The sequence below is a fragment of the Methylobacterium sp. 275MFSha3.1 genome (assembly GCF_900108435.1).
Lineage (GTDB): Bacteria > Pseudomonadota > Alphaproteobacteria > Rhizobiales > Beijerinckiaceae > Methylobacterium.
On sequence record NZ_FNWP01000007.1, the window covers coordinates 180636 to 204539 of the forward strand.

Below are 23904 nucleotides of genomic sequence, written 5' to 3' on the forward strand. Positions count from 1 at the left end.
CTTCTCGGCGACCAGCGTCGCGCGTATCGGGGTGATGCTTCAGGAACGGGATGGCCGAGGTGCGATCGCGCACCCGGTCAGTCGCAGCGGTTGATTTTCTTGGCGATCCGCAGACCCCGCAGCTCGCTGCGGAGATCGATGGCCACGACGCCCTCTCCGCATCGCTCGAACGCGTCGCGGGCATCGTCGTAGCGGTCGCCCACCTCGTCGAGCGTGTCGCAGACGCGGTCATGGTTGCCCAGGCGGGCTTCCTGACGCGCCTGGAAGCGCAGGGCGTTCGCCTCGTCGACCTTGCGCTGGGCTTCGATGCAGGACGGCAGGGCCGACGCGGCGGAAGTCAGGGCGAGGCCTGCCAGGAGGCTGGCGAGGCAGCGGGTCAGAGTGACCGACTTGGCACTCACGGGAACACTCACACACGGTTTGTGATGGCAGATCCGCGGGCGGTCCTGCCGGGCTTCTCGGAGCGGCTCAGGTCCACTCCTTCTCTGTCCGCTGAAACAGTGAAGCTGACGTGAAAGTTCCGCCCCGAATCACCGCTTCCGGCGCAGTCGGGAGGTCAGGATTGCGGAGAGTGGCACGGGGGCCGCACCCATCGGATCGACGCCGACATCGTACTGCTTCGGCATCGGCTTGAGCTTGCCGTGGCTGTGGCCGTGGAGGTTCAGCGCGCCCCGGCTCATGCCGTTCCAGGTACGGAACGCGTAGTGGCAGAGCACCACCATCCGCCCCTCGACGGCGAGTTCCGCGTAGTGCCGGACCGACGCCCAGCCGGGCGCCGTCAGCGTGTCCGGCCCGTCGTTGTTGCCGGCGATCAGGTGCTTCTCGCCGTTCAGTCCGGCGAGGATCGCGCGGATCCGGTCACCGCTCGGGCCGAGGGCGAAATCGCCGAGGTGCCAGACCGTGTCGCCGGGTGCGACCGTCGTGTTCCAGGCCGCGATCAGGCCGGCATCGTGGGCCTCGAGATCCGGGTAGGGCCGGTGGTCGAAGCGCAGCGCCCGCGGATCGCCGAAATGCGTGTCGCCCGTGAAGAAGATGGTCACCGGTCCGCTCCGCCTCGCCTCGGCGCCTTCCTGGGCGCCTTCCTCGACGCCTCGCCCGGCAACGCCGCCGGACTGTCGCCGAAAGCGGCGCGCGGCCGCGTTGTTCCCGCCGGCCCGCGTCCGCCTGGCGCGTTGACGGCCCGCGCGCCAGGGTCGAAGCCTCGTCGGGCGAGGCGCCAGCGGGAGGGCACGGGGCATGCTGGGAACGGTGGGATTCGCGTTCCTGGCCGGCCTGCTCTCGGTGCTCTCGCCCTGCGTGCTGCCGCTGATCCCCATCGTGCTCGGCACGGCGGCGGCCGAGCATCGCCTGGGTCCGGCGGCTCTGGCGGCCGGCCTCGCCATCGCCTTCACGGCCATCGGGCTGTTCGTCGCGACGATCGGCTTCACCGTCGGGCTCGACGGCGACGTGTTCCGGCGCGCCGGCGCGGTGCTCCTGGTGCTCCTGGGCGTCGTGCTGATGCTGCCGCGGCTCCAGGCCCGGGTCGCGACGGCGGCCGGCCCGGTCGGCGCCTGGGTGGAGGACCGTTTCGGCGGCGTCGGCTCCGGGGGATTGCCCAGCCAGTTCGCCGTGGGCCTGCTGCTCGGCGCGGCCTGGAGCCCCTGCGTGGGACCGACCCTGGGGGCGGCCTCGCTCATGGCGGCGCGGGGCGAGCATCTCGGGGGCGTCGCCTTGACCATGCTGGCCTTCGGGATCGGCGCCGCGGCCCCGCTGATGCTCCTGGGCCTCGTCTCCCGCGAGGCGCTGCTGCGCTGGCGCGGCGGCCTCGCTGCGGCCGGCCGGGCCGCGAAGGCCGCGCTCGGCGCCGTGATGGTCGTGCTCGGGCTGCTGGTGCTGACGGGCCTCGACAAGCGGGTCGAGGCCGCGGCCGTCGCGGCCTCGCCGGACTGGCTCAACGCGGTGACGACGCGCTACTGACTCCGCGAAGACCCGGCGAAGACCCGGCGAAGACCCCGCGAAGACCCCAGGTTATCCGGAACGGAGTTCGGCCATGAGCGATGCCCCCCGCCTGACCAGTCTCGCCCACGGCGGCGGCTGCGGCTGCAAGCTCGACCCGGCCACCCTGCGCCAGCTCCTCGCCCAGCAGCCGGCGGCGGGCCCGTTCGAGCGGCTCCTCGTCGGCAACGAGACCGCGGACGACGCGGCGGTGTGGGAGCTGGAGGACGGCACCTGCCTCATCGCCACCACAGACTTCTTCACCCCGATGGTGGACGACCCCGTCGATTTCGGCCGGATCGCCGCGACGAACGCCATCTCGGACGTCTACGCCATGGGCGGCCGGCCGCTGTTCGCGCTGGCGATCCTCGGGATGCCGCTGGGGAAGATCGACCCCGAGGTGGTCGCGCGGATCCTGCGCGGCGGCGCGGAGCAATGCGCCGCGGCCGGCATCCCGGTGGCGGGCGGCCACTCGATCGACGCGCCGGAGCCGATCTACGGTCTGGCGGTGATCGGGACCTGCCGCCGCGAGGCGGTGCGGCGCAACGCCGACGCGGTGGCCGGGGACGCCGTCCTGCTCACCAAGGCCCTCGGGGTCGGGGTGTACTCGGCGGCGATCAAGCGGGCGACCCTCGACGAGGCCGGCTACCGCGACTTCATCGCGACCACGACGCTGCTCAACCGGATCGGGACCGATCTCGCCGCCGAGCCCGCCGTGCACGCCCTGACCGACGTGACCGGATTCGGCATCCTGGGGCACGGCCTGGAGATCGCCCGCGGCGCCGGCCTCACGCTCACCCTCGAGGCCGACGCCCTTCCCCTGCTGCCGCAGGCGGAGGCGCTGGCGCGCGCGGGCGCGGTCACCGGCGCCTCGCACCGCAACTGGGCGGCGTTCGGCGAGGCCGTGGACCTGCCGGCCGACTTCCCCGAGTGGCGCCGCCATCTCCTGACCGACCCGCAGACCTCGGGCGGGCTGCTGGTGACCTGCTCGGCCGACCGGGCCGACGCGATCCTGGCGCGCATCCGGGCGGCCGGCTACCCGGCGGCGGCCCGGATCGGCCGGATCGAGGCCGGCCCGGCGCGGATCCGCGTGGCGGCCTGACGGGCCGCCCGCCACGAGAGGCAATCTTCAACCTTCCCGTCCACTCTGCCGCCCCGCACGAGACCCGAGCCGCCGCCAGAGCCGCCGTGACCGACGCCGCAGACATGTCACCGCCCGCCCACGGCGTCGCCGGCTGGCCGTTCGGGCGCAGCGCCGGCGCGCCGGCCCGTCCCGCGTCGCTCCCCGACGGGCGTCCGTGGCCGCGGATCCGCGTCGTCACGGTGGCCGGCGCGGATGCCGCGCTCGCCGAGACCGTCGCGTCGGTCCTGCGCCAGGGCTACCCGGAACTGCGGCACGACCTGCTCGACCCGGCGGCCGGCCGCGCCGCGGCGGCGCGCATCCTGTCGGTTCCCGATCCGGACCACCTGTTCTGGCTCCGCGCCGGCGACCTGCTCGTGCCCGGTGCGCTGACCGCCCTGGCGCTGGAGGCCGCGCTCACCGGCGCCGACGCGGTGGCGGGGCTGCGCGTCCTGTTCGACGACGCCGTCCGCGGCCTCGACGGCCCCGGGGCCGCGGACGGCGGGATCCTCTGGCGGCGGGACGCCCTCGCGCACGCGATCATCGACGCCGACGGGACGCTCGACGCCGCCTCCGCCTGGTCGGCGATCCCCGCCGATCGGCGGAGCCTGATCGGCCGCCCGATCCTGCTCCACAGGCTCGACGCGCCGCCGCCGCCCCCCGCCGCCGGCCTGTCGATCGTGTCGCTGACCGGGACCGGCACCCGCGGGGGCGCGGGCGTGGCCCAGCGCCGCCTCGCCGAGGCGCTGACGCTCGCGGGCCATCAGGTCGCGGAGGTGACGCTGAGCGGACGCCCGGAGGCCGCCGAGTGGCGCGACGACTTCCCGCGGGCGGAGGCCGCGGTCGCGGCGGCCGCCCCCGATCTCGTCCTCGCCGGCAACCTGCACGGCGCCACCCGCAGCCTCGACGTCGTCGGCCGCCTGGCGCGGCGCGGTCCGGTCGGCCTCGTGCTGCACGACCTCTTCCCCCTGACGGGCCGGTGCGCCCACCCCCGCGACTGCGGGCGCGCCGCGTCCGGCTGCGACGCCGCCTGCCCCGGCCCGGACGAGTACCCGGAGCTGGCGCCCGGCCGGATCGCCGGGATGCACGAGCGCAAGCGCGCGGTGCTCGCCGGCGCCGCGCCCGGATCCCCGACGCGACCCTCCGCGCCCTGGCTGCTGGCCAATTCCGACTGGACGCTGGCGCGGGCGCGCGAACTCGCCCCGCCCGGCAGCGTGATCGAGCCCGTGCGGCTGGCCTTCCCGACCGCCGTGTTCCGGCCCGGCGATCGCGCGGCGCTGCGCGGCACGCTCGGCCTGCCGGCCGACGACGTCCTGATCCTCGTCTCCTCGGTCATCGTCGACGGGCCCGACAAGGGCTTCGCCGATCTCCGGGCCGCGCTCCAGGCCGTGGCGGGCCCGGGCGTCGGCGTGGTGGCGGTCGGCCGGCTCGACGACCCGGCCCGGCTCGGCGTCGCGAACCTGTACGCGCCCGGCCTCATCGCCGACGAGGCGCTCCTGGCCGCGTGGTACGGGGCCTGCGACCTCCACGTCACCGCCAGCCGTCACGAGACCCTCGGGCAGACGCCGATCGAGGCCGGCCTGTGCGGGGTGCCGACGCTCGCCTACCGCACCTCCGGCCTGACCTCGGCCGTGATCGACGGCGTGTCGGGCCGCCTCGTACCGGTGCGGCCGGGCGCCCTCGCCGAGGCACTGGCGGCGCTGGTCGGCGACAGCGAGGCGCGCGCGCGGCTCGGCGCCTTCGCGCGCATCGCCCTGGAGAGCCGCTACAGCCCGGCCGCCTCCGCGCTGTCGCTGGACGCAGTCTTCCGGCGTCACGGGCTGCCGAGCGCGCCGACGGGCCCGCGCTTCGCCCCCGGGATGCTCGGGCACTTCCCCTTCGCGGCAAACCTGCGGGCGGGCGCGGCCGGCACCGTCCCGGCGGTCTCGCGCCCGCTCGTGCGTCGGCTGCGGCGGGCCAAGCAGATGGTCTTCGGGCGTCGGATGCCGCTCCTCGTGCGCCGGTGCCTCTACCTCGCCGGCGCGCTGCGCCGGAGCCACACGTGACGGCCCGCGGCGACAGGGCCGGCGATACGGTGGGCGGCGTGGCCGGCGACGTGGCCGACGACGTGGCCGGCGACAATGCGGGCGGCGCGCGGGCGGCGCCGACTCGGCGGCGGATCTACCTCGATCAGACCCATCTGCGCGCCCACGTGACGGGGATCGAGCGAGTCACCCTCGACCTGTTCGCCCCGGACCGGCTCGCCCCGCACGCGGTGCGGCCGGTGACCGCGGGCTCCCTGCCCGGCATGGTCGCCGCGCAGCAGCTCGGCCTGCCGGCGCGGGCGCTGATGGATCGGGACGCCCTGTTCCTGTTCCCGGGCTTCCCGCCCGGGCCGCTCTGCGCCGTCGCGGCGTCGCGCTGCCTGCTCTACGTCCACGACACCTTCCTGCTCACGCGGACGGAGGATCTGAGCCTTCGCAGCCGGCTCTACATGAGCCCCAGCTTCGCCCTGGCCCTGCGCTGGTGCCCGAACCTGTTCGTCAACAGCCGCACCACCGGGGCGGACGTGCGCGCGCTCTGCGCCCGACGCGCCCGCGTCGCCCTGCTGCGCCCCCCCGTCCGCGACGCCTTCGGGCTCGCGCACCTGCCGGGACCGGCTGCCTACGCGCCGGGCCGGCCGCTGCGCATCCTCGCCATCGGCACCATCGAGCCGCGCAAGAACTATCCGGCGACCCTCGCGCTGACGGCGGCGCTCATCCGTGCCGGTATCCCGGCGGAGCTCCACCTCGTCGGCCGGGTCGGCTGGGGACAGCACGCCTTCCTGGACGCACCGCCGCCGTTCCTGCACTGCCACGGGTACCTCGCCGACGCCGAGCTGCGCGCCCTCGCGGGGTCGTGCCACCTGCTGGTCTCCACCTCCAAGGCGGAGGGCCTCGGCCTGCCGCTGCTGGAGGTCCAGCACGGCGGCCTTCCGGTGGTGGCGCCGGACGACCCGGTGTTCCGGGAGGTCCTGGGGGCGTCGGCCCTGCTGATCCGGCCGGAGGAGCCCGACGCGGCCGCGGGCGCCCTCGCCGGCTGGATCCGCGACGGCGCCCTGGCCCGCGCCGCCGGAATGAGTCGGGCCAACGTGGCGCGCTGGAACGCGATCGCGGCCGAGGACGGCGCGCGCTTCCTGCGCTTCCTGGCCGGCGATCCCGCGGCTTACGATGCGCTGGAGTCAATTGTCGCACACGCGGGCACCGCCTGAGGCGACCTGCGTAGTCCCCAACAAATCGGGAACTTTTCACGCCCGATTGTCGTGACAGTCAGGACTGCATCTGTAAGCGATATCTGCCAGCTTCCTGAAGCAAGTGCCGCATCGGGGCGACACTACTGGTCCGGTATGTTGATTGCTGGGCTCCCGAAGAAGGCAGCGCCTCGGGCGGGCACCTGTTCCAGATCGGCACGGAGCTGGTCAGAAAGGGAACGGGCGACGGGGCGGGTGACGGGCGGCGGTCTCCGCCGAGGCAGGTCAGGGAGCGAGGCGTATGTTCGACTTCTCGACGCGGATGAGCGGCGAACGGCCCGTGCGGATGGTGCTGCCGCAGGTCGCGCCGCCGACGGACGGCCGCGTGATCCTGCGGCGGCTGTGGCGCGGCAGCGGCTTCATCGTGCTGGGCGGCCTGTTCATGGTCGCCGTCGCGGTGGCGCTCCTCGGCCTGATCCCGCCCCGCTACACGTCGAGCATCCAGATCCTGGTGGATCCGAGCGACCTGCGCGTCGTCGAGAACGACGTGAACGCGCGCCAGCCCCAGGCCGACAGCGGCGTGTCGATCGCCGAGAGCCAGGTGCGGGTGATCCAGTCCGACAGCGTCCTGCGCCGGGTGATCGCCAAGCTCCACCTCGACCAGGACGACGAGTTCGTGCTGCCGGACGGCAACAACCCGACCCTCACCTGGATCAAGGGCGCGCTGGGCATGCTGCCCCCGCCGGCGAGCCGCGACCCGGTCTTCACAGCCCTCGACACGCTGCAGAATCGGCTCACTGTCCGGCGGGCCGAGCGGACCTTCGTGATCGACGTCTCCGTTCAGTCGCGCGATCCCGAGAAGGCCGCCCGCATCGCCAACGCCGTCGGCGACGCCTACTTCGCCGAGGAGGCCGCGGCCCGGACCGAGACCGCGCGGCGCGCCTCCGATGCCCTGGCGGGGCGGCTCAACAGCCTCAAGCGCGACGTCGAGCAGGCCGAGAGCGCCGTGGTGCGCTACCGCGAGGATCACAAGCTCGTGGCCGCCAGCGGCCGCCTGCTCACCGACCAGCAGCTCGGCGACCTGAACCAGCAGCTCGTCACCGCCTCGATCAAGACCGCTGAGGCCAAGTCGCGCCTGGAGCAGGCGCGCCGCATGCGCTCGTCGGATCCCAGCACCGCCCTGCCGGAGATGCTGCAGAGCCTGGAGATGCAGGCCCTGCGGCAGCAATACGCCACCCTGTCCCGCAACACCGCGGAGCTCGCCACCCGCCTCGGCGAGCGCCACCCGGCCATGGCCGAGCAGTACGCGCAGCAGCGCGACCTGCAGCGCCTGATCCAGCGCGAGAAGGAGCGGATCATCGAGACGACCCAGAAGGATTACGACCGCGCCGCCGCCAGCGAGGCGGCGATCCGGGCCAATCTCGACCGGGTGAAGAACGAGACCGCGTCCAGCGACCGGGCCTATGTCGGCCTGCGCGAGCTGGAGCGGACCCTCGACGCCCGCCGCGGCATCTACGAGGCCTATCTGAAGCGGGCCCGCGAGGCGAGCGAGCAGGAGAGGCTCAACACCACTAACGTCCGGATCATCTCGGCCGCGGTGCCGGCGCGCCAGCGGACCTTCCCGCCCTCGCCCAAGATCGTCCTGCCGGTGGCGCTCGTCCTCGGCCTGCTGCTCGGCGGCGGCATCGCCCTGATGCTGGGCGCCGACAGCGATCGTCGCCGCAAACTGCGCGCCGCCACCCGGCCGGCCGCGAGCTTCCGGGCCGCCGATGCGTGACATCGGCGAGATCAGCCTCTACCTGAGCGCTATGGATCCGGTCCTCGGGGAGGCACACACGGTGAGCGCCCCGACCTCCGCGGCGGCCGGGTCGCCGCAGACCGGCGCGACCGTCGAACTCTTCGGCTACCGGTTCCACACCGGTCCCGCCGCGGCCCTCGTGGCCGACGTCGCGGCGCGGCGAGACGGCCGCCCGCGCATGATCGTGACCGCGAACGTCGATCACATCGTCCAGCTCAGCGAGAACGCGCCGTTCCGCGAGGCCTACGCGCGCGCCGCCGCCCGGACCCTCGACGGGATGCCGCTGGTCTGGCTGGCCCGGAAGGCGTGCGCCCAGCCCGTGCACCGGATCACCGGCCACGATCTCCTGGGCTGCGTCCTGGCCGATCCGCCGGCCTTCGCGGAGCGGGTCTTCTTCGTCTCCGCGCGCCAGGACGCGGCGGACGCGTTGGCGACCCGGCTGCAGGCGGCGGGCCTTCCGCCCGGCGCCGTGGCGAGCGCCGTGCCGCCCTTCGGCTTCGAGCACGACGCGGCCTACAGCCGCGCCCTGGCGGAGCGGATCCGCGCCCACGGGACGACGCTCCTGGTGATGGGCGTCGGCGCGCCCAAATCCGAGATCTGGGTGGATCGCCACGGCCAGACGCTGGGCGAGCCGGTGGTCTTCTGCGTCGGCGACGCCCTCAACGTCGCGGCCGGGTTCCTGCCGCGCGCCCCGCGGCTGATGCAGCGCCTCGGGCTCGAGTGGATCTACCGGTTCCTGCAGGCGCCGCGCCGGCTGTTCCGGCGCTACTTCATCAAGTCGTGGCGCTTCATCGGCCTTGCCGCGCGGGACCAGTTCCGGCGGCGCGCCGGCTGACCTCAGCGCCGCTCCGCGAACAGGTCCGGACGCCGCAATTGCAGCGCGAAGAGCAGGGTCAGCGACTTCATGTCGGTGATCGCCCCGCGGCGGCCCATGGCGGCCAGTTCGGGCAGCGGGATCTCGTGGACCGCCACGGCCTCGCCCTCGGCGGCGAGACCGCCGCCGGTGCCGGTCCGGTCGGCCTCGCCGTAGGCGGCGAGGAACAGGTCCATCCTCTCCGTGGAGATCCCCGGCATCGACCAAGCGCTGGCGACGAAGTCGAGGGCGCTGAGGCGCAGGCCCGTCTCCTCCATCGCCTCGCGCCGCGCCTCGTCCTCGGAGGCGCCCTCGTCGAGGAGGCCGGCCGGCACCTCGATGTGGCTCGGCGGCCCGCCCGAGTAGAGGACCGGCGCCCGGAACTGCGAGACGAGCGTGGCGACTCGCCGCTCCGGATCGTAGGGGAGCACCGCGACCGCCCGGCCGTGATCCTCCATCTCCCGGGTGATGCGGCTCCCGTCCTCCTGCATCACCTCGGCGACGAGGTAGCGCGCCCAGCCGTCATGTACGAGGCGCACGCCCCCGATCCGTGGTGCCATTCCGATCTCGCCCCGCTCCTGGAGCCCGACGGATCGTTCAGGAATGCGGCGGCCTTGCGGACACGGTGATGCGGAAGCGCAGGCGCCCCGCGGGCGGCCCCTCCAGGCGCTCGGCGGCGTCGAGGCGGGCGCCCTCCTCGCGCACGAGGTTGGGGATGTCGAGGGCGGCCAAGGGGTCGGTGCAGGTCACCACCAGCGTCCGGCCGGCGGCGAGGCCGCGCAGCGCCTTCCGGGTGCGCAGGACCGGGAGCGGGCATTTCAGGCCGCTCAGGTCGAGGTCGACGCAGTCCGGATCCTCGTCCCGCACGCCGGAAGCTCCCGAACCGGCGCGGATGCCGGCCCAGCGGTCTTAGGCACCGCGGCGGCCCGGCGCCAGCGGCGTCCTCACCACACGTGATAGCCGAAGGCCGGTCCGGAATAGCTGTCCGGCGCCGTCCAGACATAGCGGGGACCGTTGTAGCCGTACTCGAAGCCGCGGCTCGGGACCGGCGCGTAGGCGTAACCGTAGCCGAACGGCGCGGGATAGCCGTACTCGCCGTAATAGCTGTATTGCGGCCGCCCCCGCGCGGCCACGGTGCCGGCGATCCGGCCGCCGGCCCCGGCGTGCCAGCGGCTCGGCGTCGGACCTGAGCCCTGGAATGGCGCCAGGTCGGCGGCCTGCCCCGTACCGAGGCTCGCCGGCACGGACGCCAGCCCGGCGAGGATTGCGACGACGATGCGGGTCATGATGCAGCCTCTCCCAGAGCGCTACGCCCTGTCGGAACGTTCTATTAGCACGTTCCAACGGCGATTCGCGCGGGCCGCGGGAGCCACTCAGCCGGGTGCTAGAAGACGCATTCCGTGAAGGCCGGACGCACGCAGGCGCCCCAGCGCCCCTCGTAGTCGGCGAGGAGATCCTCGGCCCGCGTCCGCCCGGCCGCAACGACGGCCTCGAGCGGCTGCAGGTAGATCACCTCGTCCCGGCCCTCGGCGTCGCGGCGGCCCCGGGCCCGGAGGCCCGCGCGGGCGATCGCCAGGGCCTCGGCGGCGACGGCCCCGAGCGTGGTGTTGGCCACCGGCGTCGCGAGCCCCAGCCGCGGCGCCGTGGCGCGGGCGGCCTCGCGGTTGGCGAGGCTCCACCCCTTCACGAGGTCGAGGGCCGCGTCGAGGGCCGCGTCGTCGTAGAGGAGACCGGTCCAGAAGGCGGCCTGAGCGGCGATCATGCCGGGGCCGCCGACATCGGCGCCGCGCATCTCCAGGAAGCGCTTGAGCCGCACCTCCGGGAAGGCCGTGGAGGCGTGGTTGGCCCAGTCCGAGACCGTGGCGAACTCGCCCGGCAGCTGGGGGAGCTTGCCGGCCATCAGGTCGCGGAACGAGGCGCCCGACACGTCGTGGTAGGTGTCGCCCCGCTTGACGAAGTACATCGGCATGTCGAGCAGCCAGTCGACGTAGGCCTCGTAGCCGAACCCCGCGTCGAAGGCGAAGGGCAGCATCCCGGTCCGATGGGCATCCGTGTCGCGCCAGATCTCGGACCGGCGCGACAGGAAGCCGTTCGGCCGGCCGTCGGTGAAGGGCGAGTTGGCGAAGAGCGCGGTCGCGACCGGCTGCAGCGCCAGGGACGCGCGCATCTTGCGCACCATGTCGGCCTCGGAGGCGAAATCGAGATTCACCTGCACGGTGGCGGTGCGCAGCATCATGTCGAGACCGAGGGACCCGACCGTCGGCATGTAGCCGGCCATGATCCGGTAGCGGCTCTTGGGCATGACCGGGGTCTCGTCCCGGCGCCATTTCGGGCTCATGCCCAGCGTCAGGAAGCCGATGCCCAGGGGATCGGCCACCCGCTTCGTGGCGGCGAGGTGCGTGGCGAGTTCCGCCGCCGTGGCGTGCACGTCGGGGAGCGCCGCGCCGGACAGCTCGAACTGGCCGCCGGGCTCGATCGAGATCGCGCCGCCCGCCTCCGCCGACAGGCCGATGATGTTGCCGAGATCGAGGATCGGCTCCCAGCCGGTCTCACGGGCGAGTCCGTCCAGGAGCGCCCGGATGCCGCGGTCCCCCTCGTAGGGGACCGGCGCCCGGGTCTCCCGATAGAACGGGATCTTCTCGTGCTCGGTGCCGATCGCGAAGCGCGCGCGCGGCTTCTCGCCCGCCGCGAACCATTCGATCAGTTCGGCGCGCGTGGTGAGCGGCGTGGTGTCGTTGCTGTCGCGCGCCATGCGCTGCCTGCCCGTGCGTCTGACGTGTGCCTGGGAACGGGCGCGCCGGACTGCTCCGACGGATCCACCCGGTACAAACCCGCTCTCGCGAGCGGGATCCGGGCGGACACCCGCCCCCGACCCCGATGAGCACGCGGCGCAGGCGGCGTCCGATCCGGGACATAATCGAGCCGCCGTGAACCCACAACGCGGCGGTCTCGACCGGCGCGCCGCTTCACGTCTGATCCGGGGAAACAATCGACCGGCGCGGTCCTTCCATGTGCGCGGGCACACATGGATCGGGGCGGCGCGCGTCAGCGCGCGTCGCCGAGCACCGCCTGCACCAGCGTCAGCACGGCGACGGCGGCGGTGTCGGCCCGCAGGATGCGCGGCCCCAGGGAGAGCGCCACGGTGTTCGGCCGCGCCCGGATCAGCGCCCGCTCCTCCTCGGAGAAGCCGCCTTCGGGACCGACCAGCACGGCGAGCGGAGGGGGGGCCAGCGGGTCGCCGGCCGCCCGCAGGGCCGCCACCGGGTCGCGCACGGGCGCGTCCTCGTCGCAGAACACGAGGAGCCGCCCGGGCGCGAGGCCCGCGAGTGCGGCCGGCAGGCGCTCGGGCTCCGGACAATCGGGAATCGCCAGGATCCCGCACTGCTCGGCGGCCTCGACCGCGTTGGCCCGCAGCCGGTCCATGTTCACGCGATCGCCCTGCGTGAACCGGGTGATGACCGGTCGGATCGTCCCGGCCCCCATCTCCACCGCCTTCTGCGCGAGATAGTCGAGGCGCGCGCTCTTCAGCGGGGCGAACAGGTAATGAAGGTCGGCGCCCGCGGGCTGCGGACGCGTCTGCGCGGCGACGTGCAGGTCGGCGCCCTTGCGCCCGGTCTGGACCAGATGGGCGCGCCACTCGCCGTGGCGGCCGTTGAAGACCAGGACCGGATCGTCCGGCCCCCGGCGCAGCACGTTGAGCAGGTAGTTCGCCTGAGCCCGGTCGAGGGGCAGAATCACCCCCGCCGCGAGATCGGCCGCGACGTGGAGGCGCGGAGCGGTGAAGTCATAGGCCGGCATGGCGGCGTGGTCGCGCGGGCCGGCGGGCCTGTCAACGCGGGGACCGACGACCGAAAGTGTTGCCGAATGGTTACGAGCCCCGGTTTTCGGCAGCCAGTCCACCGGTGCATGGCGCAGCCGGTTTGCCGCTCGAATGACGCCACAATCCTATGGCGAACCCAACGGAACGGAAGAGAGCCGGCCGCTCGCGGATTCGGCAGGGGCGTCGAGGGAGTCGCGGAATGGCGAAGGGGAGTCTGAAGCTGGGGGCGGCGGTGCTGGTCGGCACCGTCCTGTTCGGCACGGCGGCGTTCGCGCAGAGCGCGGCACCGGAATGCGGTGCCATCCAGAAGACCCTGGCCGAGCGCAAGGCTCTGGTCGGCCGCGCCAATGCGGCGTCGCAGTCCAAGAAGAAGATGACCCCGCAGGAGGCCTGCGCCCTGTTCGGGAAGCTCCAGTCCAACGGCGCGGAGGGCATCAAGTGGATCGCCGCCAACAAGGAATGGTGCTCGATCCCCGATTCCTTCGCCGAGGGCTTCAAGGCCGACCACGTGAAGGTCAGCGGCATCCGCACCAAGATCTGCAGCGTCGCCGCCCAGGCGACCAAGATGGAGGCGCAGGCCCGCGCCCAGGCGCAGGCCCAGGCGGGCGGCGGCGGCGGCGGGCTGCTCGGCGGCCCGGGCTTGACCGGAAGCTTCAAGCTGCCGCAGGGCGCTCTCTGAGATCGTCTGAGAGGATCGCGGATCCGGCGCGGGTCCCCCCTCGGCAGCGGCGGGGGACTCACGTGCGGGACGACCGGAGATCCGACCGATGAACGGCACGGTGTTTGACGACGGGCGGCCGGCCGACGCGGTCTCCGGGCACTGGGTCGACCGGCGGGCGCCCCGGCCCTGGCGCCCGTACCTGCGCCTGGCCCGGATCGACCGGCCGATCGGCTGGTGGCTCCTGCTCCTGCCCTGCTGGTGGTCGGCCGCCCTGGCGGCGATCGCCGCGGACCAGGCCTTTCCCGACCCCTGGCACTGCCTGCTCTTCCTGATCGGCGCCGTGGCGATGCGCGGGGCGGGCTCGACCTACAACGACATCGCCGACCGCGACCTCGACGCGCAGGTCGAGCGCACGCGCCTGCGCCCCCTGCCCTCCGGGCAGGTGCGGCCGCGCCACGCCGCCCTGTTCCTGGTGATCCAGGCCCTGATCGGGCTGGCCGTCCTGCTGCAGTTCAACGCGGAGGCGGTGATCATCGGTCTCTGCTCGCTGCTGCCGGTGGCGATCTACCCGTTCATGAAACGGGTCATGCCGCTGCCGCAGGCGATCCTGGGACTGGCCTTCGCCTGGGGGGCTCTGATGGGCTGGGCCGCGGTGTTCGCCCGCCTCGATCCGCCGGCGCTCCTGCTCTACGCGGGCGCCCTGTGCTGGGTGATCGGCTACGACACGATCTACGCGGTGCAGGATATCGAGGACGACGAGATCGCGGGGATCCGCTCCTCGGCCCGCCTGTTCGGCCGGCACGTGCGGCTCGCCGTCGGGCTCTGCTACGCGCTGGCCGCCCTGTTCGTGGTGCTGGCCGCGCGCGGGGCCGGAGCGGGGCTCGTCGGGTATCTGGGGGTCGCCGCCTTCGCCGGGCACCTCGCCTGGCAGGTCCTGTCGCTGCGCGAGCGCGACGGGCGCGGGGCTCTCACGCTGTTCCGGTCGAACCGGGATGCGGGCCTGATCCTGTTCGTCGGCCTCACCGCCGACGCGCTGCTGCGCAACTTGTTCTAAGGGCCGTCGGCGCCCTCAGGTGCGGGCGATGATCTCGTTCTCGCCGCGGAAGATCTGCGGGCGCGCGGGGAGCCGGCCGGTCTTGCGGCGGGCCAGGAAGCGCGGGCGACGGCGGCCGAGACCGGCGTGGCGGCGACGGATGCGGACCTGACCGAGAATCAGCCGGCCGATCTGCTGGGAGACCGGGACGAGGAGGCCGTCCTCCCGGACGATCATCCGCACGAGGCCCGCCCGAGCCGCGATGTCGCGCCACAACGCGACCACGTCGTCCTCCTCGAAGCTGCCGAGGCGCTGCAGCACGTCGCCTTCTTCGTCGACGAGGATCAGGCTGAACCGGTCGGCGCCCACGATCTCGGCGTCCTCGGTGGCGTAGGCGAGCGCGATCCCGACGGCCCGGCGCGCGCCGGGGGTGCGGCCGATCACCGGCAGCGGCGAAGCGACGAAGCGGGGCGCGGTGTCGGCACCGTGCATCGGGTGTCCTGCGTGGCTTTTGTCCGTGGCCGGGGAAGTGTTCATCGGTCCGAGTCCCTGGAGCAAGTGGCGACCCCTGTCGGGCCGTCCGTTATGCCAAGCAAAATCGCACCCGAACTCCTCCGCACCGCTTAAGAGCCGTCGTTAAGCGAATCTGGACAGCGCTGTCATTTGCGGAATGCTCAATGCTTCCTTGAATGCTCAACGTTTCCTTGCGCAGATCGGTCGTTATCGATCGATCAACCAGCATCCTTGTGGCGCTGCGGGCGCCGCCGTACAACGGGGCGACCGGGCGCGCGATCCTCCGCGCCGGGTCTTCTCAGCCCGACCGGGTGAGCCCAAGCGGGCCCGGACGTCCGCCCGCCGGACGGGCGGGCCGGCGGGGCCCTCGCGGGCCGCACGGATTCCACGCGGAGCGCGATGCCAGAGCCTCTCACCGACGATGCCGTATCCGCCCTGATGCCGGAGCTGCGCGCCGTGATGCGCGAGGCCGCCGACATCGCGCGGCCGTTCTTCAGGCTCGGCGGGCAGACTTCGGCCCGCATCTGGTCGAAGGCCGGCGGCTCGCCGGTGACCGAGGCGGACGTCGCGGTCGATGCCTTCCTGAAGGTGCGTCTGAGCGCCCTCGTGCCGCGGGCGGCATGGCTGTCGGAGGAGACCGCCGACGACCCGGCGCGCCTCGGCCACGACCTCGTGTGGATCGTCGATCCGATCGACGGGACGCGGGCGTTCCTGTCGGGCCATCCGGACTGGTCGATCGCGGTGGCGCTCCTGTCGGGCGGCGAGCCGCTGATCGGCTTCGTCCACGCGCCGGTGGGCGACGCGGATTACGAGGCCGTGCGCGGGCGCGGCGCGACGCGGAACGGCGAACCGATCCGCGTCGATACCAGGCAGAGCCTGCCCGGCGCCCGCGTCACCGGCCCGAAGCCGATGCTCGACCGCCTGGCCCGGGGCGCCGGAGCGGACCCGGATTTCGAAGTGATCGCGCGGATCCCGTCCCTCGCCCTGAGGCTCGCCCGCGTGGCGGACGGGACGGTCGATATCGGGATGATTTCCGGGAATGCCCGCGACTGGGACTTGGCCGCCGCCGACCTCGTTCTGCGCGAGGCGGGCGGCGTGGTCTGCGATTTCTCCGGGGCTGCGACGCCGTACAATCGCGCTGACCCGGTGCACGGCGAGTTGCTTGCCGCGCCGGTGGGTCTGCGCGACCCGGTGCTCGCCGCCTGGGACCGCTGAGGCCGAGGCCCCGCGTGTCCGCGGCGAGCGGCCTCAGGCCGTCGCGGTCTCGCGGATCTTCACCGCGGCGGGCGCGAGCCCGAGACGCTCGGCGAGATGCCAGTGCAGTTCACGCGGGGAGTGGTAGTTGTAGGACCGGTCGATCAGGTCGCTGAGATCGGCCCCGGTCTGGTCCGCGGTCTTGGCCCGCGCTAGCTTGCCGACCCGGAAGGTCGGGGCATCGGTGACGGGGGAACGGACGCCGCGGCGCCGTGTGTACTCGAATAACATCACTGTCTTTTCTTTTCTGGACCGGACGTTGGCTGCGCCCGGCGTCGTTTCTGGGATATTGCCTCCGACGCGACCGGAACCCTGGCAGTCTCGCCCGGGCAGGCAGCGTCGGAAGGGGGAACCGCGTCTGGCGGCCGCTTCATGCGCCACCCGCAATCCTCAGTTGCACACTTCGGCGCACTGAGGGCGCGGGAGGCGCCTCGGAACCCGCGACGGTCAGGCCGCCTGCAGGTTGCCGGCGGCGTCCTTGCCGCTGCGCTTGTCCGTCAGGATCTCGTAAGCGATCCGCTGGCCTTCGATCAGGTTGCGCATCCCGGCGCGCTCGACGGCCGAGATGTGGACGAACACGTCCTTGCCGCCATCGTCGGGCTGGATGAAACCGTAGCCCTTGGTCTCATTGAACCACTTCACAGTGCCGGTATTCACGTAGTGTACCTCGTTCGTCCATAGGCCATCCGCGCGGCACGAGAGCCGCGTGATGCACCACGGTCTTTCTGGATTTGGCCAGTGCGGCGGGGCGCGAGTCGCTGAACCTTGAACAGCGTCAGCCTCGGTGGATAAGCCCCCCGAGGACGTATTTAGGCGCAGGCTGCGGCCGCAACAAGGCATGGGCGGCGTATCATCTGCGTCGCAGGCCGGGATCGGGAGGGGGCCGAGCGGCACCGCCCCCTGTGATTCCGGGCATTCACGATGCATATACGGAATGCGCTCAAGCAGTTAAGGCGCGTGGCTCTGGACGATACATGGCAGGCATCTCGGTCTCGCTGGACGGTGCGAACATCCAGCTCTCCTTCCAGAAGGACGATCAGGCGACGGCGGTGGTGATGGATGCCCGCGCCGCCCGGGCGCTGGTGCGCGCCGTCGGGCAACTCCTCACGGCGATCGACGATACGGACGAGCCCGACATGGCCGACGAGATGGGCGACGAGGAGGTCGCCATGCTCGACGTGACGTCGTCGGCCATCGAGGTCGGTACCGACGACGAGGGCCAGGCGGTGGTCGCCCTGCAGGCCGGCGCTCTGCCGCCGTTCCAGCTCCGCCTGACGGACGAAGAGGCCCGCCACGTCGTGACGAGCCTCTCCGAGATCCTCAATGCCCCGCGCGACGTGCGGACCTCGCACGGCGGTCACTGACGGCCGGGCGCTCGGCCGTCGCGGGCGCCGTCACATGCGCGTCCCGGGATCCGTCGGCGTGCCGGGGAAGATGTCCGGCTCGGAGCCCGGACCGCCGGGTTCGCCGATCCCCGGATCGTTCACCGGATAGGGCGTGCGCGGGCCGGTCGGGCCGATATCGGGCTCCTCTTCGGGCGTCGGCGGGGGCGGCGGCAGGTCGCCGGGCGTGGGCTCGGGAAGGCCGGGATTGGCCATGACGCGACTCCTGATGGTTGGGATGGGGACCAACGGGCCGCCTTCCCCGGGGGTTCCGATCACCGGTCCGGGGTCCGCTCCCGGACGCGGCCGGGCGGCGGAGGGCCGCGGGAACGGGCGGCACGAGCCTCCGTTAGCCGGGCAGATCCCCGAACCGGAGACCCGCCATGCCCGACATCCGCCACGCCAAGATCCTGATCCTCGCCACCGACGGTTTCGAGGAGAGCGAATTGACCGTCCCGCAGGCCAAGCTGGCCGAGGCCGGCGCCGCGGTGACCGTCGCCGCCCCGCAGTCGCGCCAGAGCAAGGGCACGATCCGCGGCTGGGACAAGACCGACTGGGGCCGGGAGGTCGCGGTCGACACCGACCTAGAGCAGGTCGACCCGGCATCCTACGACGCCCTCGTCCTCCCGGGCGGCCAGATCAACCCGGACAAGCTCCGGCTCGAGCCCCAGGCCCTCGCCCTGATCAGGAGCTTCCTGACGTCCGGCAAGGTGGTGGCCGCGATCTGCCACGCCCCGTGGCTGCTGATCGAGACCGGCGCGGCCAAGGGCCGCGACCTGACCTCGTTCAGCTCGATCCGGACCGACGTGATCAATGCCGGCGGCCGCTGGCACGACAAGGACGTCGTGACCGACCACGGCATCGTCACGAGCCGCAATCCGGGCGACCTCGACGCGTTCTGCGCGAAGATCGTCGAGGAGATCCAAAAGGGCGGCCACGGCGCCCGCCAGTTGGCGGCGTGACCCACGCGGGCGCCGGACGACCGGCGCCCGTGCTCAGCCGCGGCCACGCTCGCCGGTGACTTCCAGCACCGTGCAGCCGCGGATCGGGCGGCCGTACTCGTCCGCGCCCTCCACGGTCACCCGGTGGGCGCCGGGGGCGAGGTCGTCCGGGAGCCGCGCCGTCCAGATATGGGTCGAGGGCACCGCCTTCACCCAGCTCTTCTTCGTCTCCGGGTAGCGCTCGTAGAGCTCGGTGACGAACGGGTCGGGGCGGCGGGTGCGCGCCATCGGCCGGGGCGGTGCGTCCCCGACCCGGAACGCGAGGCGCGTGCGCGGGCCGCCGTCGAACACGTTCACCACCAGGGTCGTGTCGGCGAGCGCGTCCTGCGGCACCGGCGGCCGCAGCCCCTGCACCGGCCGGGTCCAGCGCACCACCTCGGGCGCGCCGGCCCGCAGCTCGCTCTCGAACAGGATCCGCATGGTCTCGTCCGGCTGCCCCTGCGCGGCGACGTAGCGCGTCGTGTAGTCGGCGCCGCGGATCGACAGGACGTGGAACCCGTTCGGCGTGCCGTCGCGGCTGTCGGCCGAGGGGATGCCCGTGCGGGTGTCGGGACCGCTCCACCACGAGCCCGAGACAGCGGTGAGCACGTGATGGTGGTGCCCGTCGGCGAGGTAGTGGTGCTCGGTCGTGTGGGTGTGGCCGGCGAGGCTCAGCACCTTGCGGCCGGCGAGCAGGTCGACGAGCGCGGCGCGGTCCGTGGTGTGGGTGCGGGGCTCTTCGGGGCCGGTCTCGGTGTGCAGGGGGATGTGCATGGCCAGCACGATCAGGTCGTCCCGCGGGATTTCGGCCAGGAGGTTGCGCAGGAAGGCCAGGCCGCGGTCGCCGATCCGGCCTCGGTAGGTGTTGGCGCCCACCGGCACCGGCGGCCCGAGCCACTCGACGTTGTCGAGCATCACGAACCACGCCCGGCCGTGCCGGAACGCGTAGGTCGGCGCGCCGAACACCCGCTTCCAGGTCTCGCGGCTGTAGCGCGCGTCCGGCGCCTGCATGTTGAGGTCGTGGTTGCCCGGCAGGCTGTACCAGGGCAGGCCGATCCGCCCGACGATCCGGTTGGACCTGCCGTAGAGCGAGAGATCGTCGAACAGCACGTCGCCTGTGGTCAGGCCGAAGGCGGCCGGGATCGCCATGGCGCGGGCGACCGCAGTGTCGCGCACGTGGTCGAGTTCGAACCGGCTCTCGGGCTGGGGATCGGTGAACAGCACGACGTCGAAGTCGTCCGGCTCGTCCGCCCGGGTCAGGGTGAAGTCGATCGAGGCCGGGAGCGGCCCGGTGGGCGCGAGGCCGCGGTAGCGCAGGCCCAGCTCGGCGGGCGTGCCCCCGGGCTGGTGGATGTAGGAGTGGCGCGGCACGTTGTCGGCGTCGCGCGGCAGGGCGTAGCCCGGCGGCTTGATGACGAAGACCGCGCCGTCGCCCGGCATCGGCAGGCGGTATCGGCCCCGCTCGTCGGTCCGCGCGATCTCGCGACCGTTGGACACCAGCACGCCCGGCAGCGGGACCGGCTCCCCGCCGGCCGCGTCGCGCGCGGAGACGATCCCGGTGGCCTCGGTGGCCTCGGAGGGCTCCTGCGCGCCGGCCCGGCCCGCGACGAGGCCGAGGGCGGCGGCGCCCGCCATGGTGCTCCGGCGGGTCAGGCCTCCGGGCTGGGTGTCGCGCGACATCGATGGCTCCTGCACGGCTTCGCGGCGCGGCGTCCCGCGGGAGGCCGGCAACCGGCATCCGGGACGCTGCCTCCGCGGCCAATCAAACGCGTTTGACCTCCGGATGACAGGCGCGGCCCCGAACGCGCGAGGCCCGCGCCTCGGCAGAGGTGCGGGCCTCGGATCGGGTTCGACGGGCGGGCGTCGCCGGGAGCGGCCGGCGCCCGCGTGTCCGACTACTCCTCGTCGCCGGGCTCGAAGGTCTGCGGCATCGGCTCGGCGCTGGCGACCGGGGTCGGCGCGCCGATGGTCGAGGGCACGTTCACGCCGTCACGCTTGTAGATGTCGTCACGGAACTGGACGATGCCGTCCGGGGTCGACCAGGCGGTGATGTAGGTCCAGTAGACCGGCACCGGCTGGGAGATGTTGGCGTCGATGCGCTTGCCGCTCTCGATCGCCTCCTCGACCTTCTGACGGTCCCAGCCGGGCGTGTCCTTCAGCAGCCACGTGATGTACTCGCGCACGTTCTGAACGCGCACGCAGCCCGAGGAGATGAAGCGGAAATCGTCGCCGAACACGCCCTTGGTGTTCGTGTCGTGCATGAACACGCCGTAGGGATTCGGGATGTTGATGCGGACGATGCCCATCGAGTTGAAGTCGGCGCCCGAATCCTGCCGGTAGGTGTAGCGGGTGCCCTCGTCCGAGAACCAGTTCACCGACTTCGGCGAGACCTCGGACCCGTTCGACAGGATCCGGATCTTGTTGTCCGTGAGGTAGTTCGGATCCTTCTGCATCTTCGGGATCAGGTCCTTCTTCACGATGGAAGCCGGGACCGTCCAGGTCGGGTTGAAATTGATCTGCGTCGCCTTGGTGTTCATGATCGGCGACTGGCGGTCGATCTTGCCCACGCCGGCGGCGTGGAGTGTGACGACCTGACCGTTCTCGACCGTCTCGACGAGCGCGGCCGGGATGTTGGTGATCACGAAGCGCCGGCCGAGATCGCCCGAGTAGGAGCGCAGGCGCACGACGTTGATCTCGAGCTGGCGCAGGCGCACGTCGGCGGGCACGTTCATGGCCTGCTGGGTCGCCATCGTCATCGCGCCGGTCTGGCTGAGGCCGTGCCGGGCCTGGAACCGCTTCACGCCCGCGGCGACGTACGAATCGTACACGCCCGAGCCGCCCGCGGCCGGATCGAGGTCACCGGTGACGATCAGGCGCTGGCGGATGGCCGCCACGGCCGGGCCGCGCGAGCCGATCCGCAGGTGGTCGGCGCCGGACACCTGCCGCCAGCCACCGCGGGCGACGATGTCCTTGTAGCGCTCCACCATCTGCTCGGTGGACGTCACGGTCTGGGGCGAGAGGATCGGCACCGTCTCGCGCTGCACCTGCATGCCGGCGGGTGAGGCGTAGTCCTGCGCCCACTCGGCCTGGGCATAGTTGCCCTGATCGCGGGCTTGGGCGCCGCCGATGCCGAGCGCGCCGAGGGCGGCGACGCCGAGGATCGCGGGGAACCGGTTTTGTGCCTTCTTGCGCATCGGTCGCTGGCTCTGGTCCGGGGTTCGTCAGGTCGTGACGGGAGCGGATTGTCTCGGGCGCCACGGTGTCGGGATGGCGTTAAGACTCCCTATCGAAGGGGCCGGAATGTGGCATCGCCGTGCGCCAGCGCACGCGGCGTCCGTCTGCGGCACCCTGGCAACAGCCATCGTCGCGCCGGTGTGGCAGGGATGCCATAGCGGTCCGGTTCGGACGGCGCGCGGGAGCAGCATGGATTCGGGCGAGGCCCTTTCGGATCGACGTGTCGGGCCGGCCCTGCGGGCCGTCGTCGCCCTGCTGGCGCTCTACGCCCTGCTGCTCCAGGCCTTTCTCGGCGGCCTGATGCCGGTGCCGGCGGCGACCGACGGCCTCTGCGCGCAGCATGCCGACGCGTCCGCTTCTCCGGGCGCGCCCGTCCCCCACGACCACGGCGATTGCTGCACGGCGGCCCAGGCCACCGGCCCGGCGCTCCCGCCGCGCCCCCCGTCCGTCGGCTTCCGATGGGTCGCGACCGCGGACCTGCGGCCGGCCTGGCCCCTCAACCGGAGCGTCGGCGCCCGCGCGCCGCCCGGCACCATCGCGTCCCCGAGGGGGCCGCCGACCGCCTGAGCGATCACCACCTCTCGGATCCCTCAGGACGGATGTACTCCCATGAAGACCCTTGTCTCGGCCGCCCTCGGCCTCGGGCTGCTCGCCTCCGCGGCGCAGGCCCACGCGGTGCTGGAACGCAAGCAGGCAGCCCCCGGCGCCTCGTATCGCGGCGTCGTCCAGATCATGCACGGCTGCAACGGCAAGCCGACGACGCGCGTGAGCGTCACCATCCCGGAGGGCCTGATCGGCGCCAAGCCGATGCCGAAACCCGGCTGGACCCTCGCGACGACGCGCGGACCCTACGCCAAGACCTACGCGACCCATCACGGCACGGCCGCGGAGGGCGTGACGTCGATCACGTGGAGCGGCGGCTCCCTTCCGGACGATCAGGTTGACGAGTTCACCTTCCTGGCGCAGGTCGCCGGCACGTTCGAGCCCGGCGCGACCGTCTACGTCCCGGTCCAGCAGGATTGCGCGGAGGGCAGCTATTCCTGGTCGGAGATCCCCAAGGCCGGTCAGGACGCCCACGACCTGAAGACGGCCGCGCCGTCCTTCCGGATCGTCCAGGTCGCTCAGGCGGGCGGCGCGCCGGCCGCGGGGACGGCCGCGGCCGCGACGACCGTGAAGGCCGGTGACCTGACGATCGAGACGCCGTGGCTGCGCGCCACGCCGAACGGCGCCAAGGTCGCCGGCGGGTACGTGCGCATCACCAACACGGGGAGCGCCCCGGACACGCTCACGGGTGCCACGGTGCCGTTCGCCAAGAGCAGCGACATCCACTCCATGTCGATGGAGGGCGGCGTCATGAAGATGGCGCCGGTCACGAACGGCCTGACCATCAAGCCCGGCGAGACCGTGGAGCTGAAGCCCGGCGGCTATCACCTCATGTTCGAGGACCTGACCGGCGCGCCGAAGGCGGGCGAGACCGTCGCGGGGACGCTCACCTTCCAGCGGGCCGGCGCCGTGCCGGTGACCTTCACGGTGGCGCCGATCGGCGCGGGCGCGCCGGGCGGCCAGCACCAGCACCAGCACTAGCCGCCCGGGACCGAGCTTCGGCCGCCGGGCGACAGCCGTGACGCGAGCAGATCCACGAGGCCGGGCCGCCGCGGCGCCCGGCCGTCGCGGCCGCGCGGACCCTCGGGTCGCCCCCGCGCGGCCGGCGCGCGCGCTCGCCCGGATCGTGGCGCTCCTCGCCCTCTACGCCCTGGCGCTCCAGGGCGTCCTCGGCGGCCTGGCCTCCGCCGCCGCGGGGCCGGACCACGTCCTCTGCCTCGCCGACGGCGGCCCGACCGATCCGGCACCGGCCGGCAAACAGCTGCCGGCCCCTCACCGCGGGGATTGCTGCGTCGCCTGCCACGCGGCCGGGCCCGCCACCCTGCCCGCGCCGTCGACCGTCGCCGCCGTGCCGGTGGCCCGACCCGCCGCGGCCGCCGCCGCCCGGCCGCGGCGCGTCGCCCTCCCGCGGGCGCCCCCGCGTCCCGGCCTCGGAGCCCGCGCCCCGCCCGTCGTCTGACCGATCGCCCCG

Annotated in this window: 27 protein-coding genes; 14 read left to right on the forward strand and 13 right to left on the reverse strand. The window is 73.1% G+C overall.

Annotated elements, in window-relative coordinates; all coding sequences use genetic code 11:
- Positions 1-77: 77 nt before the first annotated feature.
- Both BLW78_RS10300 and BLW78_RS10305 read right to left on the reverse strand, forming a co-directional pair.
- Positions 78-401 (reverse strand): hypothetical protein, encoded by a 324-nt coding sequence (locus tag BLW78_RS10300; RefSeq protein WP_012322287.1) that lies wholly within the window; start codon positions 399-401, stop codon positions 78-80.
- A gap of 129 nt (positions 402-530) precedes the next feature.
- Positions 531-1040: a metallophosphoesterase gene (locus BLW78_RS10305; RefSeq protein ID WP_091679162.1), complete on the reverse strand. Its 510-nt coding sequence runs from the start codon at positions 1038-1040 to the stop codon at positions 531-533.
- A 196-nt stretch (positions 1041-1236) separates the two neighbouring features.
- Here BLW78_RS10305 and BLW78_RS10310 point away from each other — a divergent pair, with 196 nt between their 5' ends.
- The 6 genes from BLW78_RS10310 to BLW78_RS10335 all read left to right on the forward strand — a co-directional run bounded on the left by BLW78_RS10310 (position 1237) and on the right by BLW78_RS10335 (position 8935).
- Positions 1237-1956 carry a cytochrome c biogenesis CcdA family protein gene (locus tag BLW78_RS10310; protein ID WP_091679164.1) on the forward strand — a complete coding sequence of 240 codons (720 nt, stop codon included), beginning with the start codon at positions 1237-1239 and terminating at the stop codon, positions 1954-1956.
- Positions 1957-2029: 73 nt separating this feature from the next.
- Positions 2030-3076: a selenide, water dikinase SelD gene (gene selD, locus BLW78_RS10315; RefSeq protein ID WP_020090658.1), complete on the forward strand. Its 1047-nt coding sequence runs from the start codon at positions 2030-2032 to the stop codon at positions 3074-3076.
- 86 nt (positions 3077-3162) lie between these two features.
- Positions 3163-5139 (forward strand): glycosyltransferase, encoded by a 1977-nt coding sequence (locus tag BLW78_RS10320; RefSeq protein ID WP_244526894.1) that lies wholly within the window; start codon positions 3163-3165, stop codon positions 5137-5139.
- Complete coding sequence (locus BLW78_RS10325) at positions 5136-6323, forward strand: glycosyltransferase (RefSeq protein WP_244526896.1); 1188 nt, start codon at positions 5136-5138, stop codon at positions 6321-6323. Before BLW78_RS10320 ends, BLW78_RS10325 begins: the two co-directional genes overlap by 4 nt.
- Before the next feature lie 280 nt (positions 6324-6603).
- Positions 6604-8079 (forward strand): GumC family protein, encoded by a 1476-nt coding sequence (locus BLW78_RS10330; RefSeq protein WP_091679167.1) that lies wholly within the window; start codon positions 6604-6606, stop codon positions 8077-8079.
- Entirely contained in the window at positions 8072-8935 is an 864-nt protein-coding gene (locus tag BLW78_RS10335) for a WecB/TagA/CpsF family glycosyltransferase (protein WP_091679169.1), read from the forward strand. The genes BLW78_RS10330 and BLW78_RS10335 overlap by 8 nt, the downstream gene beginning before the upstream one ends.
- Positions 8936-8937: 2 nt before the next feature.
- On the opposite strand, the gene BLW78_RS10340 is transcribed toward BLW78_RS10335, so the two are convergent.
- The 5 genes from BLW78_RS10340 to BLW78_RS10360 all read right to left on the reverse strand — a co-directional run bounded on the left by BLW78_RS10340 (position 8938) and on the right by BLW78_RS10360 (position 12751).
- The gene (locus tag BLW78_RS10340; RefSeq protein WP_026604542.1) at positions 8938-9513 is read right to left on the reverse strand and encodes an NUDIX domain-containing protein; all 576 of its coding nucleotides are present in this window, start codon (positions 9511-9513) and stop codon (positions 8938-8940) included.
- Between the two features lie 37 nt (positions 9514-9550).
- Positions 9551-9820: a sulfurtransferase TusA family protein gene (locus tag BLW78_RS10345; RefSeq protein WP_020090664.1), complete on the reverse strand. Its 270-nt coding sequence runs from the start codon at positions 9818-9820 to the stop codon at positions 9551-9553.
- Between the two features lie 77 nt (positions 9821-9897).
- Complete coding sequence (locus tag BLW78_RS10350; RefSeq protein ID WP_091679172.1) at positions 9898-10239, reverse strand: hypothetical protein; 342 nt, start codon at positions 10237-10239, stop codon at positions 9898-9900.
- Positions 10240-10337: 98 nt separating this feature from the next.
- A complete protein-coding gene (locus tag BLW78_RS10355) occupies positions 10338-11705 on the reverse strand; it encodes a glutamate--cysteine ligase (protein ID WP_091679175.1) in 1368 nt (455 codons plus the stop codon).
- 293 nt (positions 11706-11998) lie between these two features.
- A complete protein-coding gene (locus tag BLW78_RS10360; protein WP_056531698.1) occupies positions 11999-12751 on the reverse strand; it encodes a 16S rRNA (uracil(1498)-N(3))-methyltransferase in 753 nt (250 codons plus the stop codon).
- Between the two features lie 221 nt (positions 12752-12972).
- Here BLW78_RS10360 and BLW78_RS10365 point away from each other — a divergent pair, with 221 nt between their 5' ends.
- Positions 12973-13452, forward strand: a complete 480-nt coding sequence (locus BLW78_RS10365; protein WP_020090668.1) for a hypothetical protein — start codon at positions 12973-12975, stop codon at positions 13450-13452.
- A gap of 88 nt (positions 13453-13540) precedes the next feature.
- Positions 13541-14488 (forward strand): 4-hydroxybenzoate octaprenyltransferase, encoded by a 948-nt coding sequence (ubiA, locus tag BLW78_RS10370; protein ID WP_020090669.1) that lies wholly within the window; start codon positions 13541-13543, stop codon positions 14486-14488.
- Positions 14489-14503: 15 nt separating this feature from the next.
- On the opposite strand, the gene BLW78_RS10375 is transcribed toward ubiA, so the two are convergent.
- A complete protein-coding gene (locus tag BLW78_RS10375) occupies positions 14504-14959 on the reverse strand; it encodes a DUF6101 family protein (protein WP_020090670.1) in 456 nt (151 codons plus the stop codon).
- Positions 14960-15379: 420 nt separating this feature from the next.
- Between BLW78_RS10375 and BLW78_RS10380 the strand changes: the two genes are divergently transcribed.
- A complete protein-coding gene (locus BLW78_RS10380) occupies positions 15380-16195 on the forward strand; it encodes an inositol monophosphatase family protein (protein ID WP_056531692.1) in 816 nt (271 codons plus the stop codon).
- A gap of 33 nt (positions 16196-16228) precedes the next feature.
- Here BLW78_RS10380 and BLW78_RS10385 read toward each other — a convergent pair whose 3' ends face one another.
- Complete coding sequence (locus BLW78_RS10385; RefSeq protein ID WP_091679178.1) at positions 16229-16465, reverse strand: AsnC family transcriptional regulator; 237 nt, start codon at positions 16463-16465, stop codon at positions 16229-16231.
- 216 nt (positions 16466-16681) lie between these two features.
- Positions 16682-16891: a cold-shock protein gene (locus BLW78_RS10390; RefSeq protein WP_012322269.1), complete on the reverse strand. Its 210-nt coding sequence runs from the start codon at positions 16889-16891 to the stop codon at positions 16682-16684.
- 317 nt (positions 16892-17208) lie between these two features.
- On the opposite strand from BLW78_RS10390, the gene BLW78_RS10395 reads away from it, so the two are divergent.
- The gene (locus BLW78_RS10395) at positions 17209-17598 is read left to right on the forward strand and encodes a hypothetical protein (RefSeq protein ID WP_020090673.1); all 390 of its coding nucleotides are present in this window, start codon (positions 17209-17211) and stop codon (positions 17596-17598) included.
- 30 nt (positions 17599-17628) lie between these two features.
- Here the strand turns inward: BLW78_RS10395 and BLW78_RS10400 are convergent, their stop codons facing one another.
- Positions 17629-17832: a hypothetical protein gene (locus tag BLW78_RS10400; RefSeq protein ID WP_012322267.1), complete on the reverse strand. Its 204-nt coding sequence runs from the start codon at positions 17830-17832 to the stop codon at positions 17629-17631.
- Positions 17833-17999: 167 nt separating this feature from the next.
- Between BLW78_RS10400 and BLW78_RS10405 the strand changes: the two genes are divergently transcribed.
- Positions 18000-18578: a type 1 glutamine amidotransferase domain-containing protein gene (locus BLW78_RS10405; protein ID WP_091679180.1), complete on the forward strand. Its 579-nt coding sequence runs from the start codon at positions 18000-18002 to the stop codon at positions 18576-18578.
- Between the two features lie 33 nt (positions 18579-18611).
- Here the strand turns inward: BLW78_RS10405 and BLW78_RS10410 are convergent, their stop codons facing one another.
- Together BLW78_RS10410 and BLW78_RS10415 are read right to left on the reverse strand one after the other, a co-directional pair.
- Entirely contained in the window at positions 18612-20276 is a 1665-nt protein-coding gene (locus BLW78_RS10410) for a calcineurin-like phosphoesterase C-terminal domain-containing protein (RefSeq protein ID WP_091679183.1), read from the reverse strand.
- 215 nt (positions 20277-20491) lie between these two features.
- Positions 20492-21790, reverse strand: coding sequence for a L,D-transpeptidase family protein (locus BLW78_RS10415; RefSeq protein WP_020090677.1), 1299 nt, complete (start codon positions 21788-21790; stop codon positions 20492-20494).
- Positions 21791-22019: 229 nt separating this feature from the next.
- Here BLW78_RS10415 and BLW78_RS10420 point away from each other — a divergent pair, with 229 nt between their 5' ends.
- The 3 genes from BLW78_RS10420 (at position 22020) to BLW78_RS10430 (ending at position 23892) form a co-directional block, all read left to right on the forward strand.
- A complete protein-coding gene (locus tag BLW78_RS10420) occupies positions 22020-22397 on the forward strand; it encodes a hypothetical protein (RefSeq protein WP_020090678.1) in 378 nt (125 codons plus the stop codon).
- Between the two features lie 42 nt (positions 22398-22439).
- Positions 22440-23414 carry a copper chaperone PCu(A)C domain-containing protein gene (locus tag BLW78_RS10425; protein WP_091679186.1) on the forward strand — a complete coding sequence of 325 codons (975 nt, stop codon included), beginning with the start codon at positions 22440-22442 and terminating at the stop codon, positions 23412-23414.
- A gap of 145 nt (positions 23415-23559) precedes the next feature.
- On the forward strand, positions 23560-23892 hold the full coding sequence (locus BLW78_RS10430) for a hypothetical protein (RefSeq protein WP_244526898.1): 333 nt from the start codon (positions 23560-23562) through the stop codon (positions 23890-23892).
- Positions 23893-23904: the final 12 nt, after the last annotated feature.

What these genes read in the sequence shown, in the direction of transcription:
- BLW78_RS10310 (WP_091679164.1), top strand. Translation starts at nt 1,237, where the DNA reads ATGCTGGGAACGGTGGGATTCGCGTTCCTGGCCGGCCTGCTCTCGGTG.
- selD (WP_020090658.1), top strand. Translation starts at nt 2,030, where the DNA reads ATGAGCGATGCCCCCCGCCTGACCAGTCTCGCCCACGGCGGCGGCTGC.
- BLW78_RS10330 (WP_091679167.1), top strand. Translation starts at nt 6,604, where the DNA reads ATGTTCGACTTCTCGACGCGGATGAGCGGCGAACGGCCCGTGCGGATG.
- BLW78_RS10335 (WP_091679169.1), top strand. Translation starts at nt 8,072, where the DNA reads ATGCGTGACATCGGCGAGATCAGCCTCTACCTGAGCGCTATGGATCCG.
- BLW78_RS10340 (WP_026604542.1), bottom strand. Translation starts at nt 9,513, where the DNA reads ATGGCACCACGGATCGGGGGCGTGCGCCTCGTACATGACGGCTGGGCG.
- BLW78_RS10350 (WP_091679172.1), bottom strand. Translation starts at nt 10,239, where the DNA reads ATGACCCGCATCGTCGTCGCAATCCTCGCCGGGCTGGCGTCCGTGCCG.
- BLW78_RS10355 (WP_091679175.1), bottom strand. Translation starts at nt 11,705, where the DNA reads ATGGCGCGCGACAGCAACGACACCACGCCGCTCACCACGCGCGCCGAA.
- BLW78_RS10360 (WP_056531698.1), bottom strand. Translation starts at nt 12,751, where the DNA reads ATGCCGGCCTATGACTTCACCGCTCCGCGCCTCCACGTCGCGGCCGAT.
- BLW78_RS10365 (WP_020090668.1), top strand. Translation starts at nt 12,973, where the DNA reads ATGGCGAAGGGGAGTCTGAAGCTGGGGGCGGCGGTGCTGGTCGGCACC.
- ubiA (WP_020090669.1), top strand. Translation starts at nt 13,541, where the DNA reads ATGAACGGCACGGTGTTTGACGACGGGCGGCCGGCCGACGCGGTCTCC.
- BLW78_RS10375 (WP_020090670.1), bottom strand. Translation starts at nt 14,959, where the DNA reads ATGCACGGTGCCGACACCGCGCCCCGCTTCGTCGCTTCGCCGCTGCCG.
- BLW78_RS10380 (WP_056531692.1), top strand. Translation starts at nt 15,380, where the DNA reads ATGCCAGAGCCTCTCACCGACGATGCCGTATCCGCCCTGATGCCGGAG.
- BLW78_RS10385 (WP_091679178.1), bottom strand. Translation starts at nt 16,465, where the DNA reads ATGTTATTCGAGTACACACGGCGCCGCGGCGTCCGTTCCCCCGTCACC.
- BLW78_RS10395 (WP_020090673.1), top strand. Translation starts at nt 17,209, where the DNA reads ATGGCAGGCATCTCGGTCTCGCTGGACGGTGCGAACATCCAGCTCTCC.
- BLW78_RS10400 (WP_012322267.1), bottom strand. Translation starts at nt 17,832, where the DNA reads ATGGCCAATCCCGGCCTTCCCGAGCCCACGCCCGGCGACCTGCCGCCG.
- BLW78_RS10405 (WP_091679180.1), top strand. Translation starts at nt 18,000, where the DNA reads ATGCCCGACATCCGCCACGCCAAGATCCTGATCCTCGCCACCGACGGT.
- BLW78_RS10410 (WP_091679183.1), bottom strand. Translation starts at nt 20,276, where the DNA reads ATGTCGCGCGACACCCAGCCCGGAGGCCTGACCCGCCGGAGCACCATG.
- BLW78_RS10415 (WP_020090677.1), bottom strand. Translation starts at nt 21,790, where the DNA reads ATGCGCAAGAAGGCACAAAACCGGTTCCCCGCGATCCTCGGCGTCGCC.
- BLW78_RS10420 (WP_020090678.1), top strand. Translation starts at nt 22,020, where the DNA reads ATGGATTCGGGCGAGGCCCTTTCGGATCGACGTGTCGGGCCGGCCCTG.
- BLW78_RS10425 (WP_091679186.1), top strand. Translation starts at nt 22,440, where the DNA reads ATGAAGACCCTTGTCTCGGCCGCCCTCGGCCTCGGGCTGCTCGCCTCC.